This is a genomic window from Uniformispora flossi (genome assembly GCF_049534875.1).
Classification (GTDB): Bacteria; Actinomycetota; Actinomycetes; order Streptomycetales; family Streptomycetaceae; genus Yinghuangia; species Yinghuangia aomiensis.
In genome coordinates, this window is record NZ_JBMULZ010000035.1 from 1 (window position 1) to 21,935 (window position 21,935).

Below are 21,935 nucleotides of genomic sequence, written 5' to 3' on the forward strand. Positions count from 1 at the left end.
GAGGCTTCTTCTTCCCCATGCTCTCCATGATGGACATCCTCCCGAAAGGGCCGCAGCCCCTCAGCCAGGGTGTCCGTCAAAGCGAATCAAGCCCAGTGGTGCAAACGTTTCCCGTTCACATGTACCGAGCCACGACGCGAGCGACGCCAGCACCGACCAGGTCCGACGGACCGTTGCCGCCGGGCGGGTGGCTCAGTCGAGTTCGGTGTGCTCGAGGACTTGGCGCAGCACCCGCCAGGAGAGGTCGGAGTAGGTGGTGAAGACCTTTTCGGTGTGGTCGTTCTCGTCGATGTAGTGGAAGTTGTCGCGGCTGTCGACGTTGTCGTAGTAAGCGGTTTCGTCGTCGTTGAGGTAGACGTGGAAGCTGGCCGCGAACTGGTCGGTGTTGTTGAGGTATCCCGGGCCGGTGGGCTTGTCGGTGTTTCCGTCGAAGGGGCAGAAGACCTTGTGGACGGCGTAGGTGTCGCCGGCGAGCCAGGCGGTCTGGCCGGGGGTGAGGGTGTAGAGCCCCTTCTTCGGGGCGTCCCAGGCGAGGGCTCCGTAGCCCATGATGTCGAGTTGGCCGGTCAGGCAGTGGATGATGCCGGTCGTGTGGCCGTGCGAGTGGATCGGCGAGTAGTGCTGGGCCGGCCAGATCTCCAGCACCGCGGGTGAGCCGTAGTCGCCGGCCGGTTGCGGCTCGAGGTCGTCGACGTAGTCGAACTCGGTGGCCCAGCCGTCGTAGCTGCCCTTTCCGGTGCACGCGACCCGGATGTAGGGCGGATGGGACGGGTCCTTCTCGGCCTTGTCGACCAGGATGCGGCGCAGCAGCCCGGGCTCGACGCCTTGCATCGGCGCGAGGTGCCTGCGGATGGCCTCGGTCTGCTGGACGGACAGGCGCAGGTTGGCGGCCTTGCGGGCGAGGTCCATGACCGGCCCGGGGATCATCAGCTGGCCGACGAAGTCGTCGAATGATGCGGGTTGTTCGACGAGGACGGACGGGACCAGCCGTTCTGCGGCGACCCGCAGCCGGATGGCTTCCTCGCGTGTGATGTGGAACGGATGGGTGGTGGCCACCTCGGTCATCGTCATGCCGTACTCCGGGCGTTGGTGGGCGGGAGCGGGAAGCGCTCCCCGGTGTGCTGACCCCGACCACCGTGAAGGCGGCCGGGTCGGTGCGGAACGTCCGCGTCGCGTACTGCGGAGACAGCTCGGACGCGGCAGCCTGGGTGGGACAGCACGTGGGCAAAGGTGCTTCGGTTGCCGTGAGGCGTAGGACGCCCGCGCTTCCGAGCGTCCGTGAGCGCCAGGGCTTAGAGAGGGGACGTCCTGGGCGGTTGCCGGTCAGCGTGCGCGGGTGCCGGTGATCTCCTGGTCCGGGCACGCCGCGGCTTGGTCGGCGATCGCGGCCTGTTCGGCCGCGTCGACGGACAGGCCCCAGCGGGCTTCACCGACACCCAGTCGGCCAGGTACTGGCAGTCATACGGCTGGTACGGGGGGACCCATTCCCGCACGTCCTTGTCCGCCTTCGACCGGTTCGAGGCGGCGGACACGGCGATCAGGTGCCGGTCGTCGTCGAGGTCGTTCGCGTACAGCTCGCGCTCCTTCGGCGTCCACGCGCTCGCGCCCGAATCCCACGCCTCGGCGAGCGGGACCAGGTGATCGACATCCAGGCCGGAGGCGCCCTCGATGGTGCGGTCGTCGTAGGCGGAGTACCAGGTGCCGCCGGTCAGCGTGCACCCCGAACCGACCTCGGGCGCGTCCACGGCCTCGGCGATCAATACCTCTGTGCGGGCGTTGCAGCCGTCCTTGTCCGCATCCACCCAGTGCTTGAACGCGGTACGCACGTACCCGGTGCGGTCCTCGTCGGCGACCGGCAGCCACCCCGCGGCGCCGTGCAGCGTGAACGCGAACTCCTCCCCCGCGGCACGGTGCTGCGGCGCCGCGGCCGACGCCGGCGCCGTGCACACCACCGCGGACAACGCTGCCGCGGCAGCGGCGGCGGACCAGCAGCGCAGTGAAAGACGCATCCGAGAGACTCGCTATCCATACGATTCGTTGGTTCGGGTAGTCGTATCGGCGCGCACCACGCCGAGTCGAGGCGGACGCGCAGGCGTTCACCCGCGCGGACGAAGGGACGCGCGCACATGGCCGACGCTGGATGCGCGGTTGCCCGGACGGGTGGATGTGCGCGGACCGGCCCTCGTTGCGTGCGGCACAACACGAGGAGGCCGCCGTGGACGAGGCTGCGCGCGGCCTGTTTGCGCGTCGCCCCCGAGCCCCTCGCGCGGTGGGGGCTCGGGGGCGGCGGCGTCAGGCGAGGTTCTTCTCCAGCGCGTTGACGTAGTGGTCGATGAAGTGGTCGCGGATGCCGTCCGAGGCTGGGGCGAACAGGTCGGCGGTGGCGCCCTTGGCCTTGTCCGCGAGCATGCCGAGGGCGGGCATGCGGTCGTGGAGCTTGCCGGAAGCGTCGATGTAGCGGATGGCGTCGACGTGGTGGAACGCCGGCTCGGCGGGGACCTGCGGGACGATGTCGTTGTTGTTGACGAACCGGAACGTGCGGCCCTTGAGCGCCTGGTCGTAAGCGGCGGCGAGCATCCGGTCGCAGGTGCGCGGCTGGCCGTACGTGTAGATGCCGTGCGGAACGAGGTTGGGTGCCTCGAAATACATGCGCGCGCCCGACAGCATCGCCAACGCCCCGCCCAGGCTGTGGCCGGTGAACCAGACTGTCTGGCCGTTCTCCTTGAACTCGGCGATCGTGTCGCGGATCTCGGGGTGGACGACGTCGCCAGCCCGGTGGAAGCCTTAGTGCACGAAGCGATCGTCCGCGACGGCACATCCACCCCCACCCCCGCACACGCCTCCGACAACTGCCCCGCCGTCAATCCCAACGCCTGCCGCCGCCGCCGCACCTGACGCCCCATCGCAGCCGTAAACCCCGAAGACCAGCCCTCACTATCCAGGGCATGCACTTACGGTCATCCCCATGGCGGCGAGCTGCTCGGCGGCCGCCCGGCCGATTCCCTTGTTCGCCCCGGTGACCAGCTCGCGATCACGGCGCTCCGCGTGCTCGGCCCTGTTCACGCTCTGGAACAACCCGACCGCCACGAACCGTGATCGTGCTGGTCGTCATCCTCGTGGCCGCCATCGAAGGCTCTCGCTCTGCTGGGCGCCGGTGGACGCGCCCACGTCCATACCAGCGGCCCGGTTCCGTCGCAAGCGGGGCCGGCGACCGCCACAAAGCAAGACCTGCCTGCCCTTCCCCACGGCTTGACGTATGCCGATATCGGCATACGATACTCGCATGGCACGAGCAGCGACGACGTCGGACGTCTTCAACGCGATCGCCGAGCCGCAGCGCCGGGAGATCCTCCTGCTGCTGCGGTCGGGCGAGAAGCCGGTGGCCGAGTTGGCCGAAGCGCTGGGGATGACCCAGCCGGGGGCCTCCAAACACCTGCGGGTACTCCGGGAGGTCGGGCTGGTGCGCGACCGCAAGGCGGGCAAGCAGCGCCTGTACAGCCTCGACGCCCGCGGGCTGCGGCCGGTCCACGAATGGGCCGGCGGGTTCGAGCGGTTCTGGAACGAGAGCTTCGACCGCTTGGACGAGTACGTGCAGGACCTGAAAGCGACAAGGGATGCGGAGTAACTCATGGGCACGGCAGAGCAAGGAACACCAGCCCAGTCCGCGACGGCCGACCGCGAGATCGCGATCTCCCGAGTCATCGGCGCCCCGCGGGAGCTGGTGTTCGAGGCGTTCACCGAGGTACGGCACCTCTCGCGGTGGTGGGGGCCGGAGGGGTTCACCACCACCACTCGGGCGTTCGCGTTCGGTGTCGGCGGCGAGTGGGAATTCGTGATGCACGGTCCGGACGGGACGGACTACCCGGAGTGGATCACCTGGACCGAGATCACCCCGCCGGAGCGGATCGCGATGCTGCACGGCGAGTCCCGAGACGACCCGAACGCCTTCGAATCGACCCTGACTTTTGAGCCCGACGGCGCGGCGACCCGGATCGAGATGCGCACGCTGTTCCCCACCAGGGAGCTGCGCGACGAAGCAGTCGAGAAGTACCACGCGGTCGAGGCCGGTCGGCAGACCCTGGACAACCTGGCCGCCTACGTCACCGAGAACGCACGCAAGGGAGTCGAGAACTGATGCCCGGGAAAGTCTTCTTCAGCGTGTCCATGTCCCTGGACGGCTTTATCGCGCCCGAGTCCACCGAGGAATTGATGGGGCGGCAGTGGATGGAACTCCAGCAGTGGATCTTCCCTCTGCGGTTCTTCCGAGAGAACCTGGGGCTCGGCGAGGGCGGCGAGGAAGGACCCGACAACGACATCGCACAGGCGACGTCCGAGCGCACCGGCGCGAGCGTCATGGGTAAACGCATGTTCGACGCGGGCGAGAAGATGTGGCCGGAGGAAGCCCCTTTCCACACACCGGTCTTCGTCGTCACCCACGAGAAGCGCGACCCTTGGGAACGGCCCGGTGGGACCACCTTCCACTTCGTCAACGACGGCATCGAGTCCGCACTCGAACGGGCCCGCCAGGCCGCGGGCGACCGGGACGTCCGCATCGCGGGCGGCGGCGCAACCATCCTCCAGTACGTAAACGACGGCTTGGTCGACGAATTCACGGTCGCGCTCTCACCCGTGCTGTTCGGCGCCGGGATCCGCCTGTTCGAGGGCGTGGACGCGAGCCGCGTGGCCCTGGAGCAAATCCGCGCGGAGCCGACTCAGCGGGTCACCCACCTGACCTACGCAGTCCGGGAGCGGTAACGGTTCTTGGGCGCGTGTTCCACACCAAGGCCCCGGCGTCGAACGTGGCCGGTCCAACAGCCAAGCAGCCTTTTGCCGGCCTCGTAAAAGCCCGTTATTGGGCGACTCAAGTTCGATTGCCTGCCGATCCCCGAGACAGCCAAGCCGACGATCTGACGAGGCACGTTGACATGCACACTCGCAGACTGGCCCGGCGGGACTTCCACGGATGGGGAAGTCCCGCGCCGAACCCGCCGATCCGCGATCCGAGAGCGGGGCGACCGCGCCGACATCCGCGGTGCAGGCCAACTACCCGCTGCTCCGCGAAGTTCCGCGAACCGTGGACAGGCCTGGACTGACTACCGCGACCTGCTTCGCGACGCCGTCCGGCGCCAACTACGCAGCGTGCGGCACCGACCGTGGCTCATCGACGGAGCATTGGCTGGAACCGGACTCAAACTCACGCCGATACCGCCAAATCAAACCGGGGAGGCCGGCTTTGTCGGTGCTCGGACCTAGCATGCGGCGCATGACGCGATATATCGACGAGGATCTGCACGGTGCGGAGTTCCGTGAGTGCGATCTGACCGGGGCACGCCTGATCGGTGTCGTCATGCAGGATGCCGTGATCGACGGGCTGGTCACCAACCTCGTAGTGAACGGTGTCGAGGTCACCGAGTACGTCGAGGCAGAGCTCGACCGGCGCCATCCGGTGCGGGTGCTCATCCGCTCCGAGGACCCTGACGATCTGCGCGAGGCATCGCGTCAGCTCCATGCCGGCTGGGCCGCCACGATCGAGCGAATCCGCCGTACGCCCGGCATCGAGCGCCGCAGCATGAACGACGAGTGGTCGGCGGTGCAGACGATGCGCCACCTGGTCTTCGTCCACGACTCGTGGTTCCGCCGCTGCTGCCTGGGCTCGACGGAGCTGTTCACACCGATGGGCATCGGGACAACCGTCGAGCCGTACCGTGGAGCGCACGGAATTGACCTCTCGCTCGATCCGGCCCTCGACGAGATCGTGAACGTGCGTGACGCACAGGCAGCCGAGCTTGAGGCCTGGCTCGACGAGGTCACCGCCGTGCAGCTCGCAGCGCGAGCGCCGGTGCCCGACGACGATGTCTGGCCGCGTTACGCCCGGGGCCGCTTGGTGCGGCAGTGCCTCGGCACCGTGCTCAACGAGACCTTCGAGCACCACGGCTTCTGCGTTCGCGACCTCGACCTGATCGAGGCACAGGACGCCGAGTAGGGCTGACTACGCACAACGTGCACCCGCAACTCCTTGGCGATCACCGCGTTGTCGTCACCGACGGCGAACCGCTCACCGGCCTCCATCCTTCAGTTGCTCTCGCACCGCTCTACGCTCGGCGGTCAACCCGCCACCTGGCGCATATCTCATACAACAGACGTACCGCCGGACCGAACAACTGACAGCCCTCGACGACACCACACCTTAAAGCTCAGTAGCTGTCGGTCGCCCCACTTGTAGCGTCAGAACATCTCGTCTTACTAGTTGCCAACAGCGCCCTGCTTCCGTCAGCGTATGAACCGGATGTGACGGTGGTTGCCGGCCTGGGCACTCACCGAGGCCGGCAACCACCGCGGGCGCGAGCCCGCTGCTGTGTCTCTGCCAGCGGCCGCGCGGCTTCCGCCGCTCGGGCCAAGGCCTCTGCGGCACGTTGACGCGCCTGCTCCAGCTCTGCGGCAGCCTGGGCTCACCATCGGCTGGGCGGACGACGCTTCTCGGCTTCACGAGGCGATGATGGCCAACTTCCAGGTCACCTGAGAGCCGTCGAGACAAAGACCAAGTCGGCTGCCTGGCATCGCCGATACAAGCCGCAGCCCGGCACCAACCGGCGTACGGCATATAGGCGTACGAGCGATGGAATCGGTCAGTGACGGTCGTCGGCGCTGGGGCGCATTCGACGAGTGAGAAACATGCCTGCCACCGCGAGCAGTCCGGTGAGGACGAAGACTCCCAGCAGGGCGGTGCGGGTGGAGCCGTCATGGTTCTCGGCGAGCGCCATGGCCGCGCCCCCGAGGCCGGCGATCACAGCCGTCGCGAGGGTCTGCGCGAGTTGGAGGGCGCCGGAGGCTTCGCCCTGGCGGGTCGCCGGTACCTGTTCGAGGGTGTCCGCGGTGGTGGCGTTGAAGGCGATGCCCATGCCCAGACCGCCGATGCCCCACCCCACCACGGCGATCCACGAGGGCACTTCGGTGGTCAGGATCGCCAGCGCCGTCAACACGGTGCCTGTCAGCAGCAGGGCGAAGCCCATCACGGTGGCCGCCACGCGCCCGCGAGCGCCGATGTCCCGCTTGGCCTGCAAGCCGGAGCCGACCACCCAGGCGATGGCCCCGGCCGACAGCCCCAGGCCGGCCAGGGTGGAACTCATGCCGCGCAGTTCTTGCAGGCCCAAGGGGAGGAATGCCTCGCTGCCGAAGTAGACGCCACACAGCATGCCGCGAAGGACGATGCCCGCGCCGAGCCCCGGGCGAGCGCCGAGCGTGCCTTCGGGCGTGACCGCCCGCAGTGCCGGAATCGCGACGGCGAGGCCGATCACGGCCAGAGCGACCAGCAGGGCAGGATTCTTCAGCAGAAGCGCTTGAAGAAATACGCCGGTGCCCACGGTGAGCAGGACGGCGCTCGGGAGGGGCCGCTTCCACCATAGGGCGCCGGGGCTCAAGGATGCCGCGGACGTGGTCTCCGGTGGCCGTAGTTCCCGCAACGGCGGCAAGGTGAGCACCCCGGCGACGGCGACGACCGGAAGCATGGCAACGAAGACCCAGCGCCACGTGCTGTGTTCGGCGAGCGTGCCGGTGATCGCCGGGCCGATGAGCGAGGGAACGGTCCAGGCCGATGACAGGAGCGCGTACATCCTTGCCCGGAGGTGCGAAGGGTAGGCCAGTCCGATCACGGTGTAGGCCATGGACATCACGGTTCCCACACCCAGGCCCTGGGCGAAGCGGCCGACCAAGAACAGCGGCCATGTGGCGGCGGCACCGGCAATCGCACAGCCCAGGGCGAAGACGAGCATGCCGAGGGCCATCGGGAGCCACGGGCCGCGGCGGTCCGCGGCACGTCCGCCGAGCACTGTGCCGACAATGTTGGCCAGCATGAGGGCGGACAAGCCCCAGCCGTAGGCACCGAGACCGTCGAGGTCCTCGGCGATCCCGGGCAGGACGGTGGCCACGCCGAGGGACTCGAACGCCACCATGCCGACCGACAACAGAACACCGAACGTGAGGACGCGGTACGGGGCGCCGAACACCCGCTCCTCAGCACCGCGGATGCTCCCCGGAGCGAGCGGTCCCTGTACCTGAGAATCGTCGGGCTGATCGAGTGCAGTCTCGCCAGGATCTGTGGGCATATCCACTCCTCGCCTATTAAGTTCCGATCCGGAACGGAATTTAATCTATACTTGGTCCATGCCAAACAGCGCAAGCGGGCTTCAGGCCTCCAACCCACGCAGGACGTCCGGCAGGCCACGCGACGCCCGCATCGACGTTGCAGTCCCCCGAGCGGTGTTGGAGATCCTCAACGAGGCCGGGTACGGCGGGCTCACGATGGAAGGCGTCGCCGCTCGCGCGGGAACCAGCAAGCCCGCCCTCCGTCGCAGGTGGCGCTCGCGCCAACACCTTGTCGTGGACGCGCTAGCCTGCGCCATCGGCACGAATCCCACGCCCGACACCGGGTGCACGCACTGCGACCTGATCGCCGGCATCGGCACTCTCAGCGACGCGTTCACCACCACGGTCGGCCGTCGCGTGCTTCCCGCCCTCGTTGCCGATCTGGCCGACGACCCCGAACTGGAGAAGGAGTTCCTCGACGCGTACTTCCATCCGCGGCGTGCCACCACAGCCGCTGCCCTGCGGCGGGGTATCGAGCGCGGCGACATCCGGCCGGACGCCGACATCGACCTGCTCCTGGACATGCTCGCGTCGACCACGTACTACCGCGTGCTCTTCGGCCACCTGCCGATCACGCCCGAACTCGCCGAGAGCGTCGTGTCGGTGGTCATGGCGGGCGTCGCCACGGCGGGGTGGCGCGCCGATCACCCGGTCGAGCCGAGCCGGTAGCCGAAGGAACTCCGTCGTCTCCGGCCATCTCCGCCGAGCACGCACACTCCGCCCCGGCGGTCACCCAGCCCTGTAGAGCAAGGCCGAGGCCCAGCGGTTGTTCAGGGAACTCGCCCCACGAACGCGCGGCTCGACGGCCTTCCCCTTCGCCGAGAAGACCGTGATCCGCGTCGCCTCGAACAGCCCCAGATATCCGCAGTCAGCGAGGCTCCATCACCCAACTCCCCCATCGTTCTCGACCGGCGAACCTAGACACCGCACGGACACCAAGCGTCGCCGACATCATCAGACAACACACCGGAACAGAAAGATCACCTGGGCCTTGGCCCTGATCGCCACTCACCCCGACGTCGAGTCCCGGGTCCACGACGAGGTCGACCGCGTCCTCGCGGACGGCGCCCCCGCCCACGAACACCTCGATGAACTGCCCTACCTGGGCCGGGTCGTCGCCGAGACCCTCAGGCTGTACTCGTCAGGCTGGATCCTCACCCGCACCACCACACACACCACCGAACTCGGCGGCGCCCGACTACCCGCAGGCACCCTCATCGGCTTCAGTACCTCCGCGATCCACCGCGACAGCGTCTGCTTCCCCGACCCCGAACGCTTCGACCCTGACCGCTTCGACCCCGACCGCTGGGCCCAAGCACCCGACCGCACCACCTACATGCCCTTCGGCGCAGGCCCCCGCAAGTGCATCGATGACCGCCTCGCACTCGCCCAAGCAACCGTCGTCCTCGCGACCATCACCGACAGGGCACGCCTGATCCCCGTCAACCGCAACCCTCTACGCCCTCGACCGGCCATGCTGCTCCGCCGTCGTCGAGTGACCATGAAGGTAGCCCTGCGCCGACCGGGAGAACCCACAGCGGACAGAACCACTTGATGCAACCCCGCTCACTCTGACCTCAAGGCGCCGGCGAGCGGACTCCGGCCGGCAGCGGATGGGTCGCGACGGCTGCTGGTGCCAACTAATGCGCAGTCATGGGAGCGTCCTCATACCCGGAGGAGACTGCGAGGAATGTGGCGTGACGGTCGTAGCGGGCGGTGCCGTCGGTCATCCAGTCGTAGTTGCCGCGGAACATGTGGCGCATTCCCCGGACGTAGATGTCGGTCGCGGTGCGGTCTGCCTGGTCGACTCCGAGGTGGTCGTAATAGGCGGGCAGCCGATCGGTGAGCCGGAGGAAGCGTTCGCCGGAGTGGCGGACCATCGCTTGGATCTCGGCGATGGACTCGTCGCGGGTACGGCCGGCGGCTTCGAGCACCAGCACCATGTTGTCGACTTCGCCTCGGGCCTCCTCGCGTTCGACAGCGAAGACGTCGTTCGGCAGGATCGCGAGCTTTGTGGCCTCGTCGAGGAGTGCGCGGGCGAGTGACGTGGCCGGGAACCACGCCGGGGCCCGCCAGTGCTCGACCCGTTCCGCGATGGCGAGGCCCAAGGGCAGCCCCGTGGTGATGCGCCGCCGCTGGAGGTACTGCCCGACGGTCGGCATGGTGCGGCGGATGCGATGGTCGAGATACGCGGTGAAGACCACGGTGTGGTCGCGGCGGACGCGCTTGCACCACGCTGCCGGCATGCCCTCGCGGAGGCGCCGCCACAAGCCGCACCACGCGGCACCCACGGGCGTGGCGGGTCGGACGGGCTCGTCGTGGTCGAACAGGGCCAGCAAATCTCGGCAGATACGGACCGCTTCGTCGACCCGTGCTCCGTCCGTGCTGCCGACCAGGTCGTTGACCAGGCTGCAGAGGGCCATGTGGTCGGCGGCGAGGTCGAGGTCCTCCCCGCGGGCGTTCGGGTAGATGTAGGCGGCGCAAGTCCCCAGCCGCATGGCCGCGAAGTAGCCTGCCTGTTCCGGAGTCAGCAGGCCCTCTGCGAGAGCCCACTGCACCAGGTGCTCGTCCGCTGCGGCGGCATCCGGGCTAACGGCATGGGGGAAGGGCATGTGGAACTCGATGTTGCTCGGCATGTGTCCTTCGGCCTTCGGCCAGTTCGAATCAGGAGGTGGTCTGTTGCGTCGGTCAAGCGCAAGGACCGACCTGTTGTGGCTGGAGAGGCTCGTCCCCGACGGACTGATGCGTGAACTGATCGGCGTAAGCGCAGATCAGTTCCGCCAGCCCCGGATCGACCACCGCGCGGCGCACGCAGGCATGCGCTTGATCGAGGTGGTCCTCGATCTTCCGCTCGGCCCAGTCACGCCCGCCGCACTGCTCGACGAGGTCGGCCATACGGCCGAGTTCCGCATCGTTTGGCGCTTGGGGCCGCCGGTAGTAGGAGGCCAGCTCGGTCTGCAAGGCATGGCCGGACTCCAGAGCGGCGCACACGATGCTCGTCTTCTTGCGGGACCGAAGATCGTCGCGCCGAGGCGGCGCGGCCTCCCCGGCGTGCCCGAAGACGTCCAGGACGTCGTCGCGCAGTTGCATCACCCGGCCCAGGTGCCACCCGAACGACCGCATCAACTCCACGCGTTCCGGTCCCACCCCGCCCTGGAGCGCGCCTGCCGCGCAGCAGGCGGCGACCCAGTCGGAGCTCTTGCCGTCGACAACCTCCAGCGCCTGCCGCAGGGAGACTCGGGCGTTCTGCTGGAGCCGGGCTTCCTCTGCCTGCGCGCGAAACGCCCCATACATCGCACCGACAAGCACGCGCCGTACGTCGGCTGCCGCGGGACCCGTCTGCTCGGCCAGCTCCGCAAGGGCCGTCATCAGCAAGGCATCGGCGGCCAGGATGGCCGTGGGGACGCCGAAGGCCTTCCACACAGTCGGAAGACCGCGCCGCGTCCCGTCCTGGTCGATGACGTCGTCGCAGATCAAGCCGTAACCGTGGATGAGAGCACACGCGGCGGCCACCGAGCGTGCCCGTTGCCAGGAGGCGCCCTCGACACCGGCGCTGAGAAGGACAAGCGTGACAGCCCGACAAGCAGGTCCCTGGTAGACCACTTCCCGACCTGCTTCGTCGACCCACCCGAAGTAGTACCCACACGGGATGTCGAGCGGCGGCGGTACCCGGCCGACGAGGTTCCGCAGATACGGCAGGAGTATCCCCCGTGCGGCCGACGCGACTTGGTCGGGGGTCGTCACAGCGGAACGTTCCGGTTCAGTGCTTTCCAACATATGGGTTCTCTGCCTGCTGCTCGGCCAGCCTGATCGGTCAAGCACGCTGAACCGTGCTCTCCCCACCCCTGCTCCACCCACGCCGAGCGCCTCAAACCACCCAACCGAGCGACCGCCGTATTCGCGACCGCCGCCGATCAGGCTCCGGTTGTGGCTTCACGGCGCCGGCGGCAACAGCGTGTGGGGCGCTCCACGATGGCCGAATCGACTTCGCGGCCAAAAATGCCCGCGCGCGCTGGTTCGCGTACGTCGGCGACGAATTCGGCATCACGGATCGGGCCGTCAGGCTACGTCGACGCAGCCGAATGCCGGACACACTGCGCCACACACTCGCCGCAATACGGCTGGGCGAGTTCACCGGCAGGCTCCACCCCGCCTCGTCCCGGCAGGGCCTGCGGCTGATCATGTTGAACAACGCGCTGTCCTGTCTGCACGAGGACTGGGTCGCCGAACAGGGCGAGCGCGGGCAACTGCGCAGTGCCGCGGACATGATGGCCGCGTACGACCGGGCCTTGGCCGTGTTCGACGGCTCCTGCTCCGACGCCCGCGACCTCCCGCTTGCGCGCGCAACCGCGTTGGTCGCCCAGGCACTGCACGGCTTCGGCCGGCCCCTTCACACCCAGCGCTATCGCATGAAACTGCGCGAGTACTGGCACGCCCACCTGTGGGAAGTCGACCTGCAGCGCCGGTGCGCCGTCCCCTCCCTGGCCGAGTACCGGCAGCTACGGCCCTACGTGCTGGGCATCCGAGCGCTGCACGAACTCCTGCCGCTGGCCGACGGCATCCCCGTTCCCACAGACCTGTTGGAGCACCCCCTCGTCGAGGCGCTGTCCGGGTTTCTCGTCAATCACCACGTCCTCGTCAACGACCTGTTCTCGCTGGCCAAGGAACTGCACGGGGAAAGGCCGGTCAACATCGTGCCGGTGCTTTGCGCCGAACAAGGGCTGACCTTGCAGCAGGGCGTCGACGCCACAGCCCACGCCATCGGAGGAGAACTTGCCGCCTACCTGCGGCTGCGCGCCACGCTGCCTCGCCTGGGGCTGGAGCGCCCGGCCTTGCTGAGCCACCTGGCCGGCTTGGAACGCCTGGCGGCGGACGCCATCGCCTGGCACGCCGCCGCGCCGCGCTACAAGATCCTGCCCGACGTGCGCTGCGCGTCCGCGTCCGGCGGGGCAGAGCGGTGAGCCTCCAGCCGCGGGCCGCCCGCGACGAAGCCTTGGATCGCCTGCGGAACACGGTCGACGACCTCGGCACCGGCGGAGGCGCCATCACCCCGTCGGTCTACGACACCGCCCGCGTCGCCACCCTGCTGCCCGCGCGGCCGGACACCCACCGAATGCTTGACTGGCTTGTCAACCAGCAGCAACCCGACGGCGGTTGGGGCTCCCCGTCGGCACCCCTGGCCCGGGACCTGCCCACCCTCGCCGCAGTCCTCGCCTTGGATCCCCACCCCGCTCACCGGCCGGCAGCCCGCCGCGGCATGCGGTTCCTGGAACAGCACGCCCCGAAGCACTGGGGTGGACCGATACCACAGGACATACCCGTCGCCCTCGAGCTGCTCCTGCCCGTACTCCTGGACGAAGCCCGCACCGCCGACATCACCATCCCCACCGGCCCGTACGACGCGCTGCGCACCCTGGGAGAGCACCGGCGCCGTCTCATCGCGCGCGGCCTGCCCCACGCCCCCGGGACCGCGGCCGTCCACTCGTGGGAAGCATGGAGCAGTCCCGACGACCGCCTTCCGATCGACGGCAGCTCGGGCGTCGGCCACAGCCCCGCCGCCACCGCAACCGCGCTCAACCGAGCCGCACGCGACGCACCAGCCGACACCCTGAACACCTACCTGAACCGGGCCACGGCAGCCTGCCCGGCCAACGCCGCGAGCGCGTCGATGCGCCGACGGGGCACCGCGCGCTTTCTCGCGGGCCGGGCGGTGACGACCGCGGCGTTGCGGACCTCAGGACGTGCCGCTCTCCAGGATCGACACGATCGAGAACAGCGAATAGCAGATGGCCCCGAGCCCGACCAGGACGCGGGCGGCCACGATGACCGAGGATGTGTCCGCTTCGAAGAGGAACGTCGACAGGAACAGACAGGAGAGCGCGGTCAGCGTCGGGATCATCGGTACACGGGAGGCGAGTTCGGCGGTGCGCCGCCAGACGATCGCCAGCAGCAGGACCTTGCTGAGGATGCTCCAGCACACGAGTCCGAGGCCGGCCATGACCAGTCCGGGCGTCGCCCACTTCGGGTTGTCGTGGCAGATCAGCCCGATGCCCCAGAGCAGCGAGACGGCGCCGGCAGCGGCCGCGAGGGCCGGCCACGCGCGGCGGTCGGTGTCGGTGTAAGTGCCCTGGACCTGGCGCAGGATGCTGGCGACCAGTCCGATGAGCGCCGTGCACACGCAGGCGATCCCGGCCAGGACGAAGCCCGCGGTGGACCGCGGTACGCCGGTCCCGTGGCCGCCCCCGGCGAGCAGGACGATCGACCACGTCCACGCGGTGAGCGCGAGGGCGAAGGGGAGGAACGGCAGCAGGCGCGCGAACGTCGCGCCGAAGCTCGGCCCCGCGGCCGGACTGCCCGGCGCCGAGGCGGAGTTGAGCGGAATGGTGGAGAAGCGGGTCGACGCCAGGACGACGCTGAACACGCAGCCGCAGATGAGCCCCAGGCCGAGGATGACGTGTCCGGCGAGGCTGTGCGGGTTCGGCGAGTCGGGGTCCGTGGCCAAGTGGACGCCGTACGCGAAAGTCCCGGCGGCGAGCAGCCCGGCCAGGATGGGGTAGGCGAGGCGGTCCGCGGCCGAATACCGACCCAGCAGTTGGCGGATGATCGTGCACGCCGTGGCGAAGAGGCACAGGCAGATGGCGGTGAGGAAGACGTTGACGTGCCCCGCGACGTAGGCGTCCGGGTCGGGGTGGGGGTGCCGGAGGACGGTCAGCCCCATGCCGAGACACACACCTGCCATGACCACGGGGATCGCGCGGAAGAGAAGGCTGATGCGGTAGTTCATGCGGGCGGGTCCCCTGCCTCTGCTCGCGACGGCACCCGGGCGGCCCCCGTGCTTCCTGCACGGAGGCCGCTGTCTGCGGGGACTGGGCCGCGCACGGTGTCAGTCGTGACGGTTTGCACGGATCAACTCGGCGATGCGCTGGTTGAGTTCGCTGTCGCTGCGGGCGGCGTTCTCGTGCACCAGGGCGCCGAGGCGGTCTGCCGTGAGCGTGTCGTAGGCCTCCTCGGCCGCCGCGCCCGGCACTGTGGCGTACTCGGCGTCGGCCCGGAAGCCGACCGTGGCGTCGACGAGCTTGGCGAGCACCCAGCTCAGCGCGAACGAGAAGGCGGCCATCGCGAGGATGGCGAGCACCTGTTTGCCGAGGAGGCTCCAGCCGCCGCCGTAGAACAAGCCCTTCTGCCCGCTGATCCGGGCGGTCGCGAACAGGCCGACCATCACGAGTCCGGTCACGCCGCCCACGCCGTGCACGCCGACCACGTCGAGGGTGTCGTCCACGCCGAAGCGGTATTTGAGGGTGATGGCGTAGGCGCACACGAAACCGGCGACCAGGCCGGTGACGACCGCGCCGAGCGGGTTGATCTCGCCGCACGCCGGGGTGATGGCGACCATGCCGGCGACCGCGGCGGAGACGACGCCGGTGGTGGTGACCCGGCCGGTGCGCCGGCGTTCGACCAGCGGCCAGGTGACCATGGCGCCCGCGGCGCCGAGTTGGGTATTGACGAACGCCGCGGCCGCGGTTCCCTGGTCGTTGAGCGCGGATCCGGAGTTGAAGCCGAACCAGCCGAACCAGAGCAGCCCGACGCCGATGACCACCAGGGGGATGTTGTTGGGGCGTTCCTCGCGGCGGGCCCAGTCGCGGGGGCCGCGCAGCGCGAGGGCGACGGCCAGTCCGGCCGCGCCGGAGTTCAGTTCGACGGGCAGGCCGCCGGCGAAGTCGAGGGCGCCGAGCCGGTCGTGGATCCAGCCTTCGGGCGAGAAGACCCAGTGCGCGGCGGGTGCGTACACGACGAGCAGCCAGAGCGGGACGAACACCAGCCAGCCGCGCATCAGGGCCCGGTCGGCGATGGATCCACTGATCAGAGCCACGGTGACGATTGCGAAGCCCATTTGGAAGGTGGCGAAGATGTACGTCGGGATGGCGCCGGTGAGGGTGTTGATCTGGATGCCCCGGAAGAACGCCTGGTCGACGTTGCCAATGATCCCGGCTCCGCCGACGTCCGGTCCGAAGGCCAGGGTGTAGCCGAGCATCCACCAGACGATGGTCCCGAATGCAAGGGCCGCGAAGCTCATCTTGATCATCATCAGGATGTGCTTGATGCGGACCATGCCGCCGTAGAAGAACGCCAGCCCCGGGGTCATCAGCAGGACCATGGCGGTGGAGGCCAGCAGCCAGGCGGTGTCGCCGGCGTTGTAGGCCGGGGGCATCGGCGGGGGCGCGGTGAGCATGGGCACGGTCTCGGCACTTCCTCGTCGGCGGAACGGGGCGGAGGCGGACGTCAGGTTTTGCGCAGATCGGGGGCCGGACTGCCGGTGAGCAGCAGGCGGACGGCCCGCCAGGCGTCGGAGAATGCCGCGGCGGTGCGGATGGGGCTGTCCTCCAGCAGGCGCAGCCAGGCGCCGGATTCCTCGGGCAGCGTGGAGACGCCGTAGTGCAGGTCGTGTCCGGCCAGGGCTGCGTGCAGGGTGTCGGCGATCTCGGCGGCGGGGCGTTGGCCGCCGATGACGAACAAGGTGCTCAGGTGGTCGTACCCGGCGAACACCGCGGGGCCGGTGACGGTGTCCCGGCCGCGGTCGGGCACCAGGCGCAGCGTGTCGACGGCGAGCAGGGTGCCGTCGGGGCGGTGGATTTCCAGATCGGTGGCGAGCACCTGGTAGTCGTGCCGTTCGCCGCGGGCCAGGCGGCCCGCGGTGACGGTCTCGCCGAGGACGACGGTGGAGCCGGGTGCGGCGGTGACCGTGGTGCGCTGGTAGAACCGCGCGTCGCGGAACGGAATCAGGGGGTCGGGCAGGTATTCCAGGTAGGCGCCCGGCGCGGCGGTGAGTGCGACGAGTTGGCTGGCGTAGTCCTGCTCCATCCGGAACACCTTCGTGGCGGCCTGGGTGGTGAGGTGGACGCGGGCGCCGGGGCCGCAGCGGACGTCGATGCGGTAGCGGTCGGCCTGCGTGATGCCGCCGCCGGTGGCCATCAGGTAGACGTACGCGGTGCCGGGCTCGGCCGGGTCGATCCACAGCGGACGCATGATCTGGAGCGGCGTCTTCTGGTAGCGCCCGACCAATTCGGTGCGTGCTCCGCGTACTTCGAACGCGAGGTCGAGGATGCCGACTTTGGCGGGCGAGCCGGGAGCGAGCGTGTCGGGGCGCTCGGCAAGGCGGGCCACCTCGGGCGGGAGGTGGCCGGCGGCCCAGTGCGCCGCGGCGAGCCGGTCGGCTACCGGCGGCGGCAGGGGGAAGTCCATGTCGGCGGGCACGTCTCCCGGAGCCTGCCGGGCCGGGACGAGCCCGTCCGTCGGCGGCCGTGGCGGGGCGGTGGTCATGTCAGATCAGCACCTTGCGGCGGGACTCCAGGAACGCGGCCAGGTCGTCGATGCCGACGCCGACGAGCGAGTCGGTGAGCAGCACGGGCCGCCCGTCGCGGACCGTGTGCGCGTCGGACTCCATCACGGCGATGTCCGTGCGGACGTACCGGGCGATGTCGATCTTGTTGATGACCAGCAGGTCGGACTCGGTGATGCCCGGCCCGCGCTTGCGGGGCATCTTCTCGCCCTCGGCGGTGTCGAGGACGAACACGAAGACGTCGACGAGGGCGGGGCTGAACGTCAGCGTCAGGTTGTCGCCGCCGGATTCGTACAGCAGGGTGTCGACGTCGGGGAAGCGTTCCAGCAGTTCGGCGCCGGCCGCGAGGTTCATCGTCGGATCGTCACGGACGGCGGTGTGCGGGCACGCGCCCGTTTCGACGCCGACCACGAGTTCGGGATCGAGGACCCCGGCCAGGGTGCGGCGGACGTGCTGGGCGTCCTCCTGCGTGTAGATGTCGTTGGTGATCACGGCCGGACGGTGGCCTTGCCGGATGAGCACCGGCACCAGCGCCTCGATCAGCGCGGTCTTGCCGGAGCCGACCGGCCCGCCGATGCCGATGCGCAGTACGTTGTCGTTCACAAAGCTCCTTGTCGTCGGGACTTCCCGGACCGCACGCGATCGGGTGTCCGGAATTCCGGCTGCCGCTGGCAGCCGCTCAGCTGGCGAACAGGCGGGCCTCGGCGCGCTCGTGGCGGCCGGACATGATGTCGGCGGCGAAGGCGGTGGAGCCCAGGTCGGCGAGGTCGCGGACCAGTGCGCTTCGTACGGTCTCCTCGATGACCGGCGCGGCGCCGCGCAGCAGTACCTGCGCTTTCCGGTGGTCGGTGAGCCGCAGCCGCAGCGCGGCGCCGGCGAAGCTCGCGCTGAACGCGAACAGGTCCGCGGCCACGGCCTGGGCGACGGGCACGCCGGCGGCGGCCTGCACGATCCCGGCCGCGACGGCCTGGGTGCCGGGGGCTTGGCGGTCCGTCACCCGCCGCAGGTAGCCCTCGACGACCGGGTGTCCGAAGACTTCGGCGGACAGGTCGAGCAGCTGCCGCCCGGTGCGGGTGGCGGCCTGCCGCATCTCGCGGCTCAGCTTGCCCGCGCAGAGCCGCCGGTCGACGAGGACGGCGGTGTCCAGGTCGCCCGCGGCCGCGGCCCGGTGCGCGAGCGCGAGGGCGGTGGCATCGCCCGGTCCGACGCCGTGCCGCAGCAGGTCGGCGAGGAGCGCGGGCAGCGATTCGGGAGTGACCGCGCGGGCTTGGGCGTAGCCCTCCAGGCTGTGCGAGAGCGTGTAGAAGCCGCTCGGGAAGGCGGAGTCGGCGAGCTGGAGGCTCACCAGCAGGGAGGACAGTCCCCCGAGCTGCGGCTCGGGGGACGGGTTCGGGCCGGTCGGCTGGTCCGGGCTGGAGAACATCCGCTACACCACGAAGTAGAGCTGGTTGAGCGGCAGCGTCTCGGCCGGTTCGATGGTCGTGACTTCGCCGTCCAGGGTGACCTTGAAGGTCTCCGGGTCGACCTCGACCTTGGGCAGGGCGTTGTTGCGGACCATGTTGTGCTTGCCGATGACGCGCGTGCCGCGCACCGGCGCCATGGTGCGCTTCAGGTCCAGCTTCTCCGGGACGCCCGCGGCGACGGCGGCCTGCGAGACGAACGTGAGGTGGGTGGCCTGCTGTGCCCGGCCGAGCTGGCCGAACATCGGCCGGTAGATCACCGGTTGGGGGGTCGGCAGCGAGGCGTTGGGGTCGCCCATCTGGGCCCAGGAGACGATTCCGCCCTTGATGATCATCTTGGGCTTGGCGGCGAAGGAGTGGATCGGCCAGAGCACGATGTCGGCGAGCTTGCCTTCCTCCAGCGAGCCCACGTAGTCGGCGATGCCGGTCGCGATGGCCGGGTTGATGGTCACCTTCGCCAGGTAGCGCAGCACCCGCTGGTTGTCGTTGCGGGTGGTGTCGCCGTCCAGGGGGCCGCGCTTGTCCTTGCAGTGGTGCGCGATCTGGAAGCAGCGGGTGACGGACTCGCCGACGCGCCCCATGGCCTGCGAGTCGGACGACACGATGCTGATCACTCCGAGGTCGTGCATCACGGACTCGGCGGCGATGGTCTCCGCGCGCACCCGGCTGTCCGCGAAGGACACGTCTTCCGGGATGTTGTGGTTCAGGTGGTGGCAGACCATCACCATGTCGAGCAGCTCGTCCACCGAGTTCCTGGTGTACGGCAGCGTCGGGTTGGTCGAGGACGGGATGACATTGGGTTCGCCGGTCACCCGCAGGATGTCGGGCGCGTGGCCGCCGCCCGCGCCTTCGGAGTGGAAGGTGTGAATGGTGCGGCCGTCGAAGGCCGCGCGGGTGCTCTCGAAGTACCCGGACTCGTTGAGGCTGTCCGTGTGGATGGCCACCTGCACGTCGTGCCGGTCCGCCACGTCGAGCGCGCAATCGATGACCGCCGGGGTGGCGCCCCAGTCTTCGTGCACCTTGAGCGCGCAGGCGCCGGCCTCGATCTGCTCGTCGAGCGCCATCGGCCGGCTGCTGTTGCCCTTCGCCATGATGCCGAGGTTGACCGGCAGTCCTTCGGCCGCCTGAAGGAATCGGGCGATGTTGAACGGGCCCGGCGTGCAGGTCGTGCCGTTGGTGCCGTCGGTCGGGCCGGTGCCGCCGCCGATCAGCGTGGTGATGCCGTTGGTCAGCGCCTGCTCGGCCTGCTGCGGCGAGATGAGGTGGACGTGGGTGTCGATCGCCCCCGCGGTGGCGATCAGATGCTCCCCGGAGATCGCCTCGGTGCACGCGCCGACCACCAGCTTCGGGTGCACGTTGTTCTGCGTCTGCGGATTGCCGGACTTGCCGATCCCCGCGATCATGCCGTCCTTGATCCCGATGTCGCACTTGACGACGCCGAGGATCGGGTCGATCACCACCACGTTGGTGATCACGGTGTCCAGCGCGCCCTGGGCGGCTGAGGCCTGCGGGTCGGATCCCATGCCGTCGCGCATGGACTTGCCGCCGCCGTACACGATTTCGTCGCCGTACAGGCCTTCGCTGAAGTCCTTTTCCACCTCCACGATCAGGTTCGTGTCGGCGAGGTGGAAGCGGTCGCCGACGGTGGGCCCGAACATGTCGGTGTACTGCTTGCGGGAGAGGATCGGCATCAGCTCGCGCCCTTCTTGCTCTTGTGGCCCTTGCCTTCGGACGCACCGGTCGCCTTGGTCTCCTTGGCTCCTTCGAAGCCTTCTTCGAAGGCCTTGCGGAATGCCTCGATGCGCGCCGGGTCGGAGATCGTGCTGCCGTTGAGCAGGCCGCTGAACCCCATGAGGCGGGCGGTGCCGCCGTATTCGCACAGTTCGACCTCGCGGGTGCCGCCCGGCTCGATGCGCACCGACGTCCCGGCGGGGATGTTCAGGTGCATGCCGAGGGTCTTGTCGCGGTCGAAGCGCAGCGCCGAGTTGACCTCGAAGAAGTGGTAGTGCGAGCCGACCTGCACGGCGCGGTCGCCGGTGTTGGACACCTTGACCTTGAGGGTCCGGCGTCCGGCGTTGATCTCGACCGGATCGTCGCCGTAGAGGTAGATGCCGATAGTCGATGTCATGGGTGGCTCCTTGCGCCCGCACCGGTCACGGGGCGGGCAGTCGGGGACGGGGTGCCGTGGTCGTGCACGTGGCCGTGGGCGTGGCGGTGGCCCTGGTCGTGGCCTTGGCCGTGGGCGTGGGTGTGGTCGTGCTCGCCCGGCTCGTGGGTGTGGCCGAGTCCGAATCCGTCCGCGGCGCCGAGCGCGCGGCCGACGCCGTCGTCCCCGTGCTCCCGCAGCCGGTGGCGCGCCGCGGCGGCACGGGCGGCGACGACACCGGCCAGCGCCGCGGAGCCGAGCAGCGGACCGGCGTCCCGCACCGGCACGTCGTCGACCGCGGGCGGCAGCGGAACCGCGCCGAACCACGCGGGCAGCACGGCAATGCGGCGCGCGCCCAGCAGCACGCATCGCCGCAGCCCCTCGGCGATGTCCGGGTCTCCGCCGATCAGGGCCGTCTCCACCAGCCGGTGCCGTCCGTTGCGGCGCACGAGGTAGGCCGCCCGGGCCAGTTCGGCGTCCTCGTGAGGGTCGCCGCCGGGGGCCGCGAGCAGCAGCGCGCTGTCCGGGTCGAGCCGGGATGCCGCGGCGCGAAGCCAGCCGACCAGATGGTCGACGGTGCCCAACGGATCGGCGACGGCGACACCGCGGCGCAGCTCGGGCGGAAGCGCACGGACGGTCCGGGCGCTCTCCGCTGCCAGGCTCGGCTCGCGGCCGAGCGTCATCGGGACCACGACGGTGTCCCGGTCCGCCGGCCCGGCGGCGAGCGCCCTGTGCAGTTCCCGTCCCGCGGTGACCACGGCGGTGCCCGGCCCGGCGAGCGGGCGCAGGTGCGCGCCCCGGCCCGACTCGTGGCCGCACACCAGGATCACCCCGTCACGGTCGGCCATCG

General features: G+C 69.6%; 22 protein-coding genes. 8 read left to right on the top strand and 14 right to left on the bottom strand.

Features of this window, described 5'->3' with window-relative positions:
• Positions 1-192 precede the first annotated feature (192 nt).
• The 3 genes from ACPA54_RS38140 to ACPA54_RS38150 form a co-directional block, all read right to left on the bottom strand.
• Positions 193-1,071 carry a cupin domain-containing protein gene (locus ACPA54_RS38140; protein ID WP_423537013.1) on the bottom strand — a complete coding sequence of 293 codons (879 nt, stop codon included), beginning with the start codon at positions 1,069-1,071 and terminating at the stop codon, positions 193-195.
• 221 nt (positions 1,072-1,292) lie between these two features.
• On the bottom strand, positions 1,293-2,009 hold the full coding sequence (locus tag ACPA54_RS38145; RefSeq protein WP_423537015.1) for an HNH endonuclease family protein: 717 nt from the start codon (positions 2,007-2,009) through the stop codon (positions 1,293-1,295).
• Between the two features lie 283 nt (positions 2,010-2,292).
• Positions 2,293-2,748 (bottom strand): lipase family protein, encoded by a 456-nt coding sequence (locus tag ACPA54_RS38150; protein ID WP_423537082.1) that lies wholly within the window; start codon positions 2,746-2,748, stop codon positions 2,293-2,295.
• A 6-nt stretch (positions 2,749-2,754) separates the two neighbouring features.
• On the opposite strand from ACPA54_RS38150, the gene ACPA54_RS38155 reads away from it, so the two are divergent.
• From ACPA54_RS38155 to ACPA54_RS38175, 5 genes are all read left to right on the top strand, one after another.
• Entirely contained in the window at positions 2,755-2,895 is a 141-nt protein-coding gene (locus ACPA54_RS38155) for a hypothetical protein (RefSeq protein WP_423537016.1), read from the top strand.
• A 388-nt stretch (positions 2,896-3,283) separates the two neighbouring features.
• Positions 3,284-3,625, top strand: a complete 342-nt coding sequence (locus ACPA54_RS38160) for an ArsR/SmtB family transcription factor (protein ID WP_423537018.1) — start codon at positions 3,284-3,286, stop codon at positions 3,623-3,625.
• A gap of 3 nt (positions 3,626-3,628) precedes the next feature.
• Complete coding sequence (locus ACPA54_RS38165) at positions 3,629-4,135, top strand: SRPBCC family protein (RefSeq protein WP_423537019.1); 507 nt, start codon at positions 3,629-3,631, stop codon at positions 4,133-4,135.
• On the top strand, positions 4,135-4,755 hold the full coding sequence (locus tag ACPA54_RS38170; protein WP_423537021.1) for a dihydrofolate reductase family protein: 621 nt from the start codon (positions 4,135-4,137) through the stop codon (positions 4,753-4,755). The genes ACPA54_RS38165 and ACPA54_RS38170 overlap by 1 nt, the downstream gene beginning before the upstream one ends.
• Positions 4,756-5,263: 508 nt before the next feature.
• Positions 5,264-5,983 (top strand): DinB family protein, encoded by a 720-nt coding sequence (locus ACPA54_RS38175; protein ID WP_423537023.1) that lies wholly within the window; start codon positions 5,264-5,266, stop codon positions 5,981-5,983.
• Between the two features lie 643 nt (positions 5,984-6,626).
• On the opposite strand, the gene ACPA54_RS38180 is transcribed toward ACPA54_RS38175, so the two are convergent.
• Positions 6,627-8,102 (bottom strand): MFS transporter, encoded by a 1,476-nt coding sequence (locus tag ACPA54_RS38180; protein WP_423537084.1) that lies wholly within the window; start codon positions 8,100-8,102, stop codon positions 6,627-6,629.
• A 58-nt stretch (positions 8,103-8,160) separates the two neighbouring features.
• Between ACPA54_RS38180 and ACPA54_RS38185 the strand changes: the two genes are divergently transcribed.
• Together ACPA54_RS38185 and ACPA54_RS38190 are read left to right on the top strand one after the other, a co-directional pair.
• Complete coding sequence (locus ACPA54_RS38185) at positions 8,161-8,811, top strand: TetR/AcrR family transcriptional regulator (RefSeq protein ID WP_423537025.1); 651 nt, start codon at positions 8,161-8,163, stop codon at positions 8,809-8,811.
• Positions 8,812-9,133: 322 nt separating this feature from the next.
• Complete coding sequence (locus ACPA54_RS38190; RefSeq protein WP_423537027.1) at positions 9,134-9,697, top strand: cytochrome P450; 564 nt, start codon at positions 9,134-9,136, stop codon at positions 9,695-9,697.
• 85 nt (positions 9,698-9,782) lie between these two features.
• Here ACPA54_RS38190 and ACPA54_RS38195 read toward each other — a convergent pair whose 3' ends face one another.
• Positions 9,783-10,778 carry a terpene synthase family protein gene (locus tag ACPA54_RS38195; RefSeq protein ID WP_423537029.1) on the bottom strand — a complete coding sequence of 332 codons (996 nt, stop codon included), beginning with the start codon at positions 10,776-10,778 and terminating at the stop codon, positions 9,783-9,785.
• A 52-nt stretch (positions 10,779-10,830) separates the two neighbouring features.
• Positions 10,831-11,886: a polyprenyl synthetase family protein gene (locus ACPA54_RS38200; protein WP_423537031.1), complete on the bottom strand. Its 1,056-nt coding sequence runs from the start codon at positions 11,884-11,886 to the stop codon at positions 10,831-10,833.
• A 338-nt stretch (positions 11,887-12,224) separates the two neighbouring features.
• Here ACPA54_RS38200 and ACPA54_RS38205 point away from each other — a divergent pair, with 338 nt between their 5' ends.
• Positions 12,225-13,103, top strand: coding sequence for a terpene synthase family protein (locus ACPA54_RS38205; protein ID WP_423537033.1), 879 nt, complete (start codon positions 12,225-12,227; stop codon positions 13,101-13,103).
• A gap of 773 nt (positions 13,104-13,876) precedes the next feature.
• Here ACPA54_RS38205 and ACPA54_RS38210 read toward each other — a convergent pair.
• From ACPA54_RS38210 to ACPA54_RS38245, 8 genes are all read right to left on the bottom strand, one after another.
• The gene (locus ACPA54_RS38210) at positions 13,877-14,926 is read right to left on the bottom strand and encodes a DUF2776 family protein (protein WP_423537035.1); all 1,050 of its coding nucleotides are present in this window, start codon (positions 14,924-14,926) and stop codon (positions 13,877-13,879) included.
• 99 nt (positions 14,927-15,025) lie between these two features.
• Positions 15,026-16,372 carry an ammonium transporter gene (locus ACPA54_RS38215; RefSeq protein WP_423537086.1) on the bottom strand — a complete coding sequence of 449 codons (1,347 nt, stop codon included), beginning with the start codon at positions 16,370-16,372 and terminating at the stop codon, positions 15,026-15,028.
• Between the two features lie 50 nt (positions 16,373-16,422).
• Complete coding sequence (locus ACPA54_RS38220; RefSeq protein WP_423537088.1) at positions 16,423-17,382, bottom strand: urease accessory protein UreD; 960 nt, start codon at positions 17,380-17,382, stop codon at positions 16,423-16,425.
• Between the two features lie 79 nt (positions 17,383-17,461).
• Positions 17,462-18,082: an urease accessory protein UreG gene (gene ureG / locus ACPA54_RS38225; RefSeq protein WP_423537037.1), complete on the bottom strand. Its 621-nt coding sequence runs from the start codon at positions 18,080-18,082 to the stop codon at positions 17,462-17,464.
• A 76-nt stretch (positions 18,083-18,158) separates the two neighbouring features.
• Positions 18,159-18,902, bottom strand: coding sequence for an urease accessory protein UreF (locus ACPA54_RS38230; RefSeq protein ID WP_423537039.1), 744 nt, complete (start codon positions 18,900-18,902; stop codon positions 18,159-18,161).
• Between the two features lie 3 nt (positions 18,903-18,905).
• The gene (gene ureC / locus ACPA54_RS38235; RefSeq protein WP_423537041.1) at positions 18,906-20,630 is read right to left on the bottom strand and encodes an urease subunit alpha; all 1,725 of its coding nucleotides are present in this window, start codon (positions 20,628-20,630) and stop codon (positions 18,906-18,908) included.
• Positions 20,630-21,067: an urease subunit beta gene (locus ACPA54_RS38240; RefSeq protein WP_423537043.1), complete on the bottom strand. Its 438-nt coding sequence runs from the start codon at positions 21,065-21,067 to the stop codon at positions 20,630-20,632. The genes ureC and ACPA54_RS38240 overlap by 1 nt, the downstream gene beginning before the upstream one ends.
• Complete coding sequence (locus tag ACPA54_RS38245; RefSeq protein ID WP_423537045.1) at positions 21,064-21,933, bottom strand: sirohydrochlorin chelatase; 870 nt, start codon at positions 21,931-21,933, stop codon at positions 21,064-21,066. Before ACPA54_RS38245 ends, ACPA54_RS38240 begins: the two co-directional genes overlap by 4 nt.
• Between the last annotated feature and the right edge of the window lie 2 nt (positions 21,934-21,935).

Excerpts from the sequence above, each read along its gene's own strand:
- ACPA54_RS38140 (WP_423537013.1), bottom strand. The coding sequence starts at position 1,071 with ATGACGATGACCGAGGTGGCCACCACCCATCCGTTCCACATCACACGC.
- ACPA54_RS38145 (WP_423537015.1), bottom strand. The coding sequence starts at position 2,009 with ATGCGTCTTTCACTGCGCTGCTGGTCCGCCGCCGCTGCCGCGGCAGCG.
- ACPA54_RS38160 (WP_423537018.1), top strand. The coding sequence starts at position 3,284 with ATGGCACGAGCAGCGACGACGTCGGACGTCTTCAACGCGATCGCCGAG.
- ACPA54_RS38165 (WP_423537019.1), top strand. The coding sequence starts at position 3,629 with ATGGGCACGGCAGAGCAAGGAACACCAGCCCAGTCCGCGACGGCCGAC.
- ACPA54_RS38170 (WP_423537021.1), top strand. The coding sequence starts at position 4,135 with ATGCCCGGGAAAGTCTTCTTCAGCGTGTCCATGTCCCTGGACGGCTTT.
- ACPA54_RS38175 (WP_423537023.1), top strand. The coding sequence starts at position 5,264 with ATGACGCGATATATCGACGAGGATCTGCACGGTGCGGAGTTCCGTGAG.
- ACPA54_RS38180 (WP_423537084.1), bottom strand. The coding sequence starts at position 8,102 with ATGCCCACAGATCCTGGCGAGACTGCACTCGATCAGCCCGACGATTCT.
- ACPA54_RS38185 (WP_423537025.1), top strand. The coding sequence starts at position 8,161 with ATGCCAAACAGCGCAAGCGGGCTTCAGGCCTCCAACCCACGCAGGACG.
- ACPA54_RS38195 (WP_423537029.1), bottom strand. The coding sequence starts at position 10,778 with ATGCCGAGCAACATCGAGTTCCACATGCCCTTCCCCCATGCCGTTAGC.
- ACPA54_RS38205 (WP_423537033.1), top strand. The coding sequence starts at position 12,225 with ATGCCGGACACACTGCGCCACACACTCGCCGCAATACGGCTGGGCGAG.
- ACPA54_RS38210 (WP_423537035.1), bottom strand. The coding sequence starts at position 14,926 with ATGAACTACCGCATCAGCCTTCTCTTCCGCGCGATCCCCGTGGTCATG.
- ACPA54_RS38215 (WP_423537086.1), bottom strand. The coding sequence starts at position 16,372 with ATGCTCACCGCGCCCCCGCCGATGCCCCCGGCCTACAACGCCGGCGAC.
- ACPA54_RS38220 (WP_423537088.1), bottom strand. The coding sequence starts at position 17,382 with ATGGACTTCCCCCTGCCGCCGCCGGTAGCCGACCGGCTCGCCGCGGCG.
- ACPA54_RS38230 (WP_423537039.1), bottom strand. The coding sequence starts at position 18,902 with ATGTTCTCCAGCCCGGACCAGCCGACCGGCCCGAACCCGTCCCCCGAG.
- ureC (WP_423537041.1), bottom strand. The coding sequence starts at position 20,630 with ATGCCGATCCTCTCCCGCAAGCAGTACACCGACATGTTCGGGCCCACC.
- ACPA54_RS38240 (WP_423537043.1), bottom strand. The coding sequence starts at position 21,067 with ATGACATCGACTATCGGCATCTACCTCTACGGCGACGATCCGGTCGAG.
- ACPA54_RS38245 (WP_423537045.1), bottom strand. The coding sequence starts at position 21,933 with ATGGCCGACCGTGACGGGGTGATCCTGGTGTGCGGCCACGAGTCGGGC.